Below are 8,903 nucleotides of genomic sequence, written 5' to 3' on the forward strand. Positions count from 1 at the left end.
CTATAATTGTAAAAAAAAATCTAACACATAGAAACATAGATTTTATGTTTAAAAAAGGAGACAAAAAGAAACACGTTTCTTTCGCATAGCAGGGCTATGTATATTTTAAAAAAGTGAAACGCCTAATTTTTGACTGCAAAAGCTATGTTTCTATGTGTTGAAAGTAATTCCATCCAACGGGTTTAAGTTAGTAAAAGTCTATTGAAATTCTTTTAAAAGAAAACCTTTCGAAATTCCTTTAAAGTTTGAAATCTCTTTATGTACCCAAGCTTCATCATGTCCGAGTTCTTTTGCCAGTACTCTTGCTACTTTTTCAGAAGACTCAATTGCTGCTCTGGCATCTAAAAACAATAAACGTACACGTCTTGCTAAAATATCATCAACGGTTCTTGCCATTTCATATCGAATTGCCCAAACAACTTCTGCCATTGTAAATTCATGATCCGGATGAAGTTTTTCTTTTAATTCGGGTTCGTTTTTTTGTAATTCTAGTATTTCAGTAACATCTGAACCATAGATGTACAAATGATTCATTCTGTCTAAAGTCGTTGTGGGTTTATTTCCATGAATAGAAAGATGTTCTGTTACGCATGGCTTATTAGGTAATTTGCCTTTTTTGATTGCTTTATCTATAATGTCTTCAGCGATTTTTCTGTATGTTGTCCATTTGCCGCCGGTAATGGTTATTAAGCCGGTTTCTGAAACTATAATTTTATGACTTCTAGAAACTTCTTTGGTGCTTTTTCCTTCTTCCTCAGGAGCAGCTAAAGGACGTAAACCTGCAAAAACAGATAAAACGTCGGCTCTTGTTGGTTTTTTAGCTAGAAAACACTGCGCATTTTCCAATACAAATTCAATTTCACTTTCGAGAGCAATAGGTTCCAAACTGTGTTTTCTAATTAAGGTGTCAGTTGTACCCACTACAATTCTGTTGTGCCAGGGTACCGCAAACAAAACTCGTCCGTCGCTTGTTTTAGGAATCATCAAAGCGTGATCGCTTGGCAAAAATGATTTGTCAAATACAAGATGAATTCCCTGACTTGGAACAATATATTTTTTGTAAACCGTATCGTTCAGTTTCATAATGGCATTTGTAAAAACGCCGGTTGCATTAATAATTGCAGCACCTTTTATTTCGTAATGATCACCCGTTTCATGATCTATTGCTTCGACACCGATAATTTGGTTTTTATCATCTTTTAATAAGTTTACAACTTTAGCATAATTTAAAAGACAAGCTCCTTTTTCTACTGCAGTTTGAGCAATGTTTATAGCCAAACGAGAATCATCAAATTGTCCGTCATGGTAAATAACGCCATTTACCAAACCTTTTTCTTCTACGGTTGGAAGCATTTCGATTGTTTTTTTCTTCGAAATATATTTTGATCGGCCTAAGCTTAAACGTCCAGCCAACAAATCATAAATAGTCAGTCCTGTAGTATAAAAAAGTCCTCCCCACCAATTGTAATTGGGGATTACAAAAGATTGATTTTTAACTAAGTGTCCAGCATTTTTAGCTAGTAAACCTCTTTCTTTTAGGGCTTCTATAACCAAGTGTATATTTCCCTGTTCTAAATAGCGAACTCCGCCGTGAACTAATTTAGTACTTCTGCTTGAAGTTCCTTTTGCAAAATCGACCGCTTCAAGTAAGAGTGTTTTATAACCTCTGCTTGCTGCATCAAGAGCAGTTCCAAGACCGCTTGCTCCACCACCAATTATAATTACATCCCACTGTTCAGTATTTTTTAATTTCGACAATTGTTCTGAGCGTTTCATATAGTATCGATTTATTGGTGTTTTTTGTAAGATAAAATCTTATATAGTAAACTTAATAAAACTTAATGAAACTAAAATGAAGAAATACTCTTAATAAGAAAATTTGTCTGTAAAGAAGCTGTGAACTTTAGTTCTGGAAAAAATAAACCCGACAGGTTTTAGAAATCTGTCGGGTTTATAATATGTGAAAAGAATTTTATTTAATGAGGAAGTTTGTCTTTAATCAAACCATAAAACCAAGTTCCTGCAATGGCACTTAATAAGGTTACTGCAATTACAGTTGCACCTGTACCAATTTGAGCGAAAAGCGGCCCAGGACAAGCTCCAGTAATTGCCCATCCAAAACCAAATAATAATCCGCCATAGATTTGTCCTTTACTGAAAGTCTTTGGCTGAATTTCGATTTTTTCGCCTTGAAGGGTTTTAATATTGAATTTTTTAATGATAAAAACAGATATTACACCAACAACAACAGCGCTTCCAATTACGCCATACATAAAGAAAGATTGTAAGTGAAACATTTCCTGAATACGAAACCAGCTGATGATTTCTGCTTTTACGAATACAATTCCAAAAAGAATTCCAACAATAAGATATTTAAGATTTGCGAATCCTGAATCTTTTATTTGACTTCCGTTGATTCCTTCTGTGTCTGTATTTTTATTTTCTAAATTGCTCATTTTTGAAATTTTAAAGTGAAAGAATATAAGGTAAAATCAAAAGTGACATTACAAAACCGCCAATCATAAAACAGATTGTTGCTACTAATGAAGGCCATTGTAAATTTGAAATTCCCATAATCGCGTGTCCGCTCGTACATCCGCCGGCGTAACGCGTTCCAAAACCAACTAAAAATCCGCCTACAACAATCATTATAAATCCGCGAAGCGTTAATAAACTTTCCCACGAGAATAATTGCGCTGGAACTAAACCAGAATGATCTGTAATTCCGTAAGTCGCTAATTGCTCTGAAAGTTCAGGAGTAATTTGAACTGGATTTGGATTTGAAAGAAAATAAGCCGCAATAACTCCGCCAAGAAAAATTCCGAAAACGAAGAATAAATTCCAGCTTTCTTTTTTCCAATCGTATTTAAAAAACGAAATATTTGCCGGAATACAAGCCGCACAAATATGACGAAGCGAAGAACTAATCCCGAAAGATTTATTTCCGATTATCAATAAAATAGGAACGGTTAAACCAATTAAAGGGCCTGAAACGTACCAAGGCCAAGGTTCTTTTAAAATTTCTAACATATTTTTAAGGTTCAAAGGTTCATAGGGACAGAGGTTCAAAGGTTCAGATTCAAAGAAATAACTTTGTTCCTTTGAACCTTTGCCTCTCAGTACCTCAAATTTATTTTAATACTTTGCTCTGACAAACAAAATCTGATTTTGGAACTTCTGTTTTTGAGATGGCTCCAAAACCGCCGTCAATTTCAGAAAAATTTCTAAATCCACGTGCTTGTAAAATCGAAGCCGCTATCATACTGCGGTAACCGCCGGCACAATGCAGATAAAAATGTTCATTTGGGTTAATGTCTTTTACCCAGTCATTTATGTAGGCAAGAGGTTTGCTGTAAGCATCTTCAATATGTTCAGCTTCATACTCAGTTTCCTTTCGAACATCAATAACTTTATCTTCTTTAATATTGAATTCTTTTGAAAATTGTTCTGCAGAGATTCTGTTTACAGTATCAATTTCAAAACCAGCTTTCTGCCAAGCTTCAAAACCGCCTTCTAAATGTCCGATAATCGAATCGAAACCTACACGGCTTAAGCGTGTAACCGTTTCTTCTTCAAGACCTACTTCAGTTATCAATATAATAGGTTGTTTTACATCGCCAATTAAAGTTCCAACCCACGGCGCAAAATCACCATTGATTCCAATATTAATAGATTGTGGAATAAATCCTTTTGCAAAATCACCACTTTTGCGAGTATCTAAAATCAAAGCTCCAGTTTCTTCGGCAACAGCTTCAAATTCTTCGACTTTAATTGATTTCATTCCGTTATGCAAAACCGTTTCAAAGCTTTCGTAACCACCTTTGTTCATTGCCACATTCATACTGAAATATGCAGGAGGAGGCAATAAACCATCAGTAACTTCTTTAATAAATTCTTCTTCGGTCATATTGGCGCGCAAAGCATAATTGGTTGCTTTTTGATTTCCAATAGTCGAAACTGTTTCTTTGCTCATGTTTTTTCCACAGGCACTTCCTGCACCATGCGCTGGATAAACAATTACGTCATCTGCCAGAGTCATTATCTTATCTCTCAGCGAATGATACAAAATTCCTGCTAGCTGATCTTGAGTCATTCCTGCTGCTTTTTGAGCTAAATCAGGACGGCCAACATCACCTATAAACAAAGTGTCGCCAGAAAAAATAGCGTGATCTTTTCCGTTTTCATCAATTAGTAAAAAAGTAGCGCTTTCCATAGTATGTCCTGGAGTATGCAGTACTTTTATAGTTACTTTTCCAACTTTAAATTCCTGACCGTCTTTTGCAGAAATGCAGTCAAATTCGCAGGCAGCGTTTGGTCCATAAACAATCGGTGCTTTTGTTTCTTTGCTTAAATCAATATGTCCCGAAACAAAATCGGCGTGAAAATGCGTTTCGAAAATGTATTTCAATTTTACCTGATCGCGTTCAAGACGATCTAAATAAGGTTGAATTTCTCGTAATGGATCAATAATCGCGGCTTCGCCGTTTGAAGTAATATAATAAGCACCTTGTGCAAGGCATCCGGTGTAAATTTGTTCTATTTTCATGATATGAATTCTAAAAATAAGGGAAGACAAAGGTAACCTAGTTTTTTATTAAAATGGGTGACTAATGTTACAGAAATTTGATTTTATCTAAAAAAAGGAATTTTTACCACATAAGTGATATAAGTAAATTTAAGGCATGCGTAATCTGCGTTTTGCTAAAATGAACTGATATAACTTATATGGTGGAAAAAAATCTATGTAATTTTACAACTGACGAAAATTATTGATATGAACACAGGAGACTTATTAGATCAAATTGCTTTTATAAAAGAAATTGATAAAGTAAAATACATTCAGCGCAAGACAAAACTATTTAACAGCGATCGATGTGAGAATGATGCAGAACACAGCTGGCATTTAGCTTTAATGGCGATTGTTTTGGCAGAACATTCAAATGAGCCAATTGATGTTTTGAAAGTGGTAAAAATGGTTTTGATACATGATATTGTAGAAATTGATGCTGGTGATGTTTTTATATATGATACGGTAAAAAGTCATGATAATACTGATGAGGAACGTTTGGCTGCGAATCGCATTTTTGGTTTGCTTCCGAAAAGTCAGGCTGAAGAATTAATTTCTATTTGGGAAGAATTTGAAGCTGGAGAAACTAACGAGGCTAAATTTGCAAGATCGATGGACAGACTTGAGCCTTTATTGCAAAACACTTCTAATAACGGCGGAACTTGGAAAGAGTTCGGCGTGAAATATGATAAAGTTTACGAAAAGAAAAGCGTCATTAAAAATGGTTCACAATCTATATGGAATTACGCCGAAGGTTTGATTAATGAAAGTGTTGAAAAAGGAATTTTGAAGAAAGAATAAAATATAGCCTGCGGTTTCAACCGTGGGAAACAGGTCATGATTATGTATTTCTTACGTTGCGTTCCCGTGGTTGAAACCACGAGCTATGTTTAAGCACATAAATTTATACGCAATATTGTCATTTCGACCGAAGGGAGAAATCACACACGAGATTCCGCAACGTATATTTCTATTCGTTGTAGAAATTCTAGTGTGATTTCTCCTTTGTCGAAATGACAAATAGAGACACACTCATCATAAATCATAAGTGTAATTCATACTTTTAAATTGTTGAAAAGTTTAACTAATATTGGGAGATAAACTTTTTTTAAGAGGCTTTGTTCGGGTTGTAATGGTTAAATTTGTGGAACTTCATAAACAAATTACCACTTATGGAAGAAATGCTCTTTTATGACCGAATGCAATTTGCCTTCACCATTACTTTTCATTATCTTTTTCCGCAGCTTACAATGGGACTTTCCTTGATCATTGTATATTTCAAATGGAAATATTTAAAAACTAAAAACGAACAGTACAATCACGCCACTCATTTTTGGATGAAAATCTTCGCCCTCAATTTTGCAATGGGCGTTGTAACTGGGATTCCAATGGAGTTTCAGTTTGGAACCAACTGGGCAAAATTCTCTGAATTAACTGGAGGAATTATTGGTCAGACACTTGCCATGGAAGGAATGTTTTCATTTTTTCTGGAATCTTCTTTTCTAGGTATATTTTTATTTGGCGAAAAACTTCTTGGGCATAAATGGCATTTTGTAACCGGATTATTAATCTGCATTGGTTCTTGGGCGAGCGGATTTTTAATTATCGCAACACATTCGTGGATGCAGAATCCTGTAGGCTATGAAATTCTTGAAAACGGAAAATTTGTGCTTAATAATTTTCAAGCTTTGTTCTTAAATCCATGGCTTTGGCCTTCATATCTTCATAATCAAGCGGCTTCTATGGTAACAAGTTCATTTGTTGTTGCGGGAATTGGGGCTTTCTATATTTTAAGTAAAAAGAATGTTTCTTTTGGGAAATTGTTCTTGAAAACGGGAGTGATTTTCGGATTGATTTCGAGTATAATCGTTGCAATGCCAACTGGAGATTTACTGGCGAAAAATGTTGTGAAATACCAACCTGTAACTTTTGCTGCAATGGAAGGAATTTTTCATACTGAAAAGAAAGGTTCTGAAATTGTTTTAATAGGTCAGCCCGATGTAAAAGATAAAAAATTGGATAACAAAATCGCAGTTCCTAATATTTTAAGTTTCCTGACTTATGGAAATTGGGAGCAGGAAATAAAAGGTCTGGATCAGTTTGAAGAAGATCTGCATCCAACTAATATTTCGGGGTTATATTATGCTTATCATATTATGGTTGGACTTGGAACAGTATTTATCGGTTTAATGATGATTTCACTTTTTCAATTAATCAGAGGGAAATTGTTTGAAACCAAATGGATTTTATGGTCGTTAATGTTCATGATGCCATTTCCGTATATTGCCAATACAACGGGTTGGTATACGGCTGAATTAGGAAGACAGCCTTGGCTTGTTTACAATTTAATGCGAACTGCAGCTGGTGCGTCGCCAACGGTTTCATCAGGTAATACCTTGTTCACACTGCTTGGTTTTATTGGTTTATACCTTTTACTTGGCATGTTGTTTTTACTTTTGATTGGAAAAATTATCAATAAAGGTCCTCATCAAGATGGCATAACTGAAAATATATAAGTATGGAATTTTTTTGGTACGTAGTTTTAATGGGAATTTTGGCTGTTTATCTGGTTTTAGACGGTTATGATTTTGGAGCAGGAATTATTCATTTATTTTTTGCAAAAACAGAAAAAGATAAAAAAGCAATTACAAGTGCTATTGGTCCGTTTTGGGATGCTAATGAAGTTTGGCTGATTGCGGCTGGAGGTGTTTTATTTTTTGCGTTTCCAACTTTATATGCTTCTTCTTTCAGCGGATTTTATCTGCCTTTGATTATGATTTTGTGGCTTTTGATTTTTCGTGCAATCGGACTTGAAATGCGCGGGCAGATTCATCATCCAATGTGGGAAACGATTTGGGATAAAGCTTTTGGGGTTGCAAGTTTACTTTTGGCGCTTTTCTTTGGGATTGCTTTAGGAAATATTGTTCGTGGCGTAAATCTCGGAATGGTACAAAACGGTGTTTCTACACAAGAAGCGCATTTTTTCTTTCTGCCGTTATGGAATCCAACTTTTAGTCCGCAGGCAAGTGAATTGGGAATTATAGATTGGTTTACGCTTTTTCTAGGTATTGTGAGCGTTGTGGCGCTAACAATTCATGGTGCAAATTGGATTATTTACAAAACAAATTCAGCTTTGAATCCGCAGCTTAAAAATGTAGTTTTTAAACTGAATATTGTACTCTTGGTTTTAGTTTGTATCTCTTTGCAAATTTGGCATTTTATAGAGCCTAAACCGTTTCATAATTTCATAGAAAATCCTATTCTTTGGTTTTTCCCGCTTTTGACTTTTGTTGGAATTTTAGGATTGTTTAAAGTGCGCTCGTTTAAAAAAGATGGTCACGGATTTCTGTTTTCAACCTTGTTTTTATTAGGCGGATTTGCTTCAACAGCCGTTTCCATTTTTCCGAATGTTTTACCTTCTACTAATGATGTAAATCCTTCGCTGACAATTTACAATACCGCAGCGCATGAATATGGATTAAATGCAGGATTGAGCTGGTTTTTTATAGCACTGTTTTTAGTTGTCATTTACTTTATTATTCAGTATAAAGTTTTTAGCGGAAAAATGGATGATATTGGGTATGGGGAGCATTAAGATGTTTTTATAGCCACGACCCGAGCGATAGTGAACTGGCGAAGCAATTGCACTAATTTTCACGAATTAATTATATGAATAGCCTCCAGTTTTACCTGGAGGTTTTTTAATTTTTGATGACATGTTTATGACTAAAAATGTTTATTTATATTTGGTTGAAACCTATTACAAGCGGATAAGTGAAATTTAAAGTATTTACAAATTATGTTTTTTAGAAAGAAGCTATTAGATGAAACCCAGTTTTCTGAAAGATTTACTAAGCAATTAATTAAAAAAGTTAAAGGTTTAAAAATTATTTTCAATAAATAATCTTGAGATTAAAAGTGAATTTAATGAGGGAAAACATGAGCATTTTTTAAATAATGCTTATTCCGAATATATAAATGATCCAAAATTAATTAAAAAGATTATCGAAAAATATGTGAATGGTACGTTTGCTATGTTTTTACCAAAAAAACTTTTAGATATAGAGAGAATTCTTCCGGTTATTAAGGATAGAAGATTTGTAAAAAGTTTAGAAGACATAAATGCTGATTTCGAAGAAAATCATATTTACGAATTTTACAATGATGAATTAATTGTTTTTTATGTTGAAGACAGAGAAAATTCAATTCATTATATTTCCAAAGATGATTTAGAAGAAATAAATTTTCCAATTGAAAATCTAAACGAAAAAGCAGTTGAAAATCTTTCAAATAACTTTGAAAAGAAACGTCATGGAGAAAATGGATATTTTATGCT

The 8,903-nt window shown here is 34.2% G+C and carries 8 protein-coding genes; 4 read left to right on the plus strand and 4 right to left on the minus strand.

The window, feature by feature from the left end; all coding sequences use genetic code 11:
* Positions 1 to 198: 198 nt before the first annotated feature.
* The 4 genes from BOW55_RS11850 to BOW55_RS11865 form a co-directional block, all read right to left on the minus strand.
* Positions 199 to 1,776, minus strand: a complete 1,578-nt coding sequence (locus tag BOW55_RS11850; protein ID WP_129024288.1) for a glycerol-3-phosphate dehydrogenase/oxidase — start codon at positions 1,774 to 1,776, stop codon at positions 199 to 201.
* Between the two features lie 200 nt (positions 1,777 to 1,976).
* Positions 1,977 to 2,456, minus strand: a complete 480-nt coding sequence (locus tag BOW55_RS11855) for a DUF6691 family protein (protein WP_129024289.1) — start codon at positions 2,454 to 2,456, stop codon at positions 1,977 to 1,979.
* A 10-nt stretch (positions 2,457 to 2,466) separates the two neighbouring features.
* Positions 2,467 to 3,030 carry a YeeE/YedE family protein gene (locus tag BOW55_RS11860; protein WP_129024290.1) on the minus strand — a complete coding sequence of 188 codons (564 nt, stop codon included), beginning with the start codon at positions 3,028 to 3,030 and terminating at the stop codon, positions 2,467 to 2,469.
* A 100-nt stretch (positions 3,031 to 3,130) separates the two neighbouring features.
* Complete coding sequence (locus tag BOW55_RS11865; RefSeq protein ID WP_129024291.1) at positions 3,131 to 4,546, minus strand: rhodanese-like domain-containing protein; 1,416 nt, start codon at positions 4,544 to 4,546, stop codon at positions 3,131 to 3,133.
* A gap of 228 nt (positions 4,547 to 4,774) precedes the next feature.
* On the opposite strand from BOW55_RS11865, the gene BOW55_RS11870 reads away from it, so the two are divergent.
* The 4 genes from BOW55_RS11870 to BOW55_RS11885 all read left to right on the plus strand — a co-directional run.
* A complete protein-coding gene (locus tag BOW55_RS11870) occupies positions 4,775 to 5,368 on the plus strand; it encodes an HD family hydrolase (RefSeq protein ID WP_129024292.1) in 594 nt (197 codons plus the stop codon).
* Between the two features lie 371 nt (positions 5,369 to 5,739).
* Positions 5,740 to 7,083, plus strand: a complete 1,344-nt coding sequence (locus BOW55_RS11875; RefSeq protein WP_089056166.1) for a cytochrome ubiquinol oxidase subunit I — start codon at positions 5,740 to 5,742, stop codon at positions 7,081 to 7,083.
* A 2-nt stretch (positions 7,084 to 7,085) separates the two neighbouring features.
* Positions 7,086 to 8,162, plus strand: a complete 1,077-nt coding sequence (gene cydB / locus BOW55_RS11880) for a cytochrome d ubiquinol oxidase subunit II (protein WP_129024293.1) — start codon at positions 7,086 to 7,088, stop codon at positions 8,160 to 8,162.
* 421 nt (positions 8,163 to 8,583) lie between these two features.
* Positions 8,584 to 8,903: hypothetical protein (locus BOW55_RS11885; RefSeq protein ID WP_371414518.1), on the plus strand; the 320-nt coding region annotated here is incomplete at its 3' end.

Origin of the sequence: Flavobacterium sp. YO12 (genome assembly GCF_004119495.1) — a bacterium.
Classification (GTDB): Bacteria; Bacteroidota; Bacteroidia; order Flavobacteriales; family Flavobacteriaceae; genus Flavobacterium.